Origin of the sequence: Shimia gijangensis (assembly GCF_900142085.1) — a bacterium.
GTDB classification, from domain to species: domain Bacteria; phylum Pseudomonadota; class Alphaproteobacteria; order Rhodobacterales; family Rhodobacteraceae; genus Shimia; species Shimia gijangensis.
Genome location: NZ_FQZQ01000077.1, coordinates 1 through 1,169 on the forward strand (window position 1 = coordinate 1; position 1,169 = coordinate 1,169).

The following is a 1,169-nucleotide window of genomic DNA, read 5'->3' on the forward strand; positions in this document are numbered from 1 at the left end:
TTGGCCGAAGTCTGCGACATGTTCACACCGCAAGAATGCTGGAACTACTTTTGCGAGGCCGGGTATGCATCAGGTTAAAAGCGCGTAGCTTTAGCGCCAGCGCAGTGACGCGTGAGAATTTGTACTCTTCTGTAAGGAATGCTGTTCCATTTATCATTGTGGTTCCCACCTTAGAGAAATCGGGCATGCTTCGAATTTCAGGTGTCATCGACTCTGTTCGCAATGATGACACTTGGCGGGTGAACATTAAGATATCTAATGACATTAAACGATTTGGAATGCCCAAATCTCACTTTCCGGCCCCGACGTTAGTAGCCGGATCGCCAGAAGCTGAAGAGAAACTGGCCCTTGTTAAAGCCGAAGCGGAAACCGATTTGGTCTCACAGGCACAAGCTGAAATAGATGAAACACTTGCCAAGTTGCGCACTGCTGGCGAAGAGCAGGTTTCGATGGAAGGGGCTAAGAATGCTGCTGAGTTGCTTGAAGTCATTGCTGAGCATTCAGAAAAGCGCGGCAAGCTGATTGCCGAGCAAACGGCACAGATTTCCGAGCTTGAGACAGGGTTTGCAATTCGAAGACAACAAGTCCTACGTCAGATCAAGCAGGCGGAGGAACTGAAAGCCCTTCAAGCCAAATTGGCGACCTTATCTTCTGAAATCGCGGCCAATGAAATTGCTGCGGTCAATGCTTTAGAAAAAGGTAGGGTTCATCGAAGCAAGCTTGTGGGGCAGTTACCAAAAAAATGGAATGGAACCGTAAGATGCGTCAATGATGCGAATTCATCTCAAACGGTTTCCTATGCTATGGGATTTGGACTAGACGGCGTAAATGCTTCAGGCTTCACAGCAAAGTTCTGGCTGCGCTCCAAGAAAGAGACCAACTTTTCTGGATCTGCTTCAATACTTAGCGAAACCATCTCGTTTCCACTAGATGTCCGAATTGCGGTCGGGGGCACCGAACGATATGGATTGTGGCGTGTTCCTACAGGCTTCACATTGCAAATGACTGCCGATGGCCGGCTTAGCGGTAAAGAGAAAATGGATATTCGCTGGAATAGAAGCGTGCAGGCATCTATGAGCCTCCCCATCTGAATGGGTCCACCGTTAAGGTTAGGAAACGGAGGACTAAGAATGGCAAACAAGCGACTGAAGCCGGAAGAGATTGTCTCA

Annotated in this window: 1 protein-coding gene; it reads left to right on the plus strand. The window is 48.5% G+C overall.

Annotated features, from left to right (window positions below; all coding sequences use genetic code 11):
* Positions 1–1,091, plus strand: a 1,091-nt coding sequence (locus tag BUC32_RS20105) for a hypothetical protein (RefSeq protein ID WP_220387652.1), incomplete at its 5' end; no start/stop codon positions are given.
* Positions 1,092–1,169 lie beyond the last annotated feature (78 nt).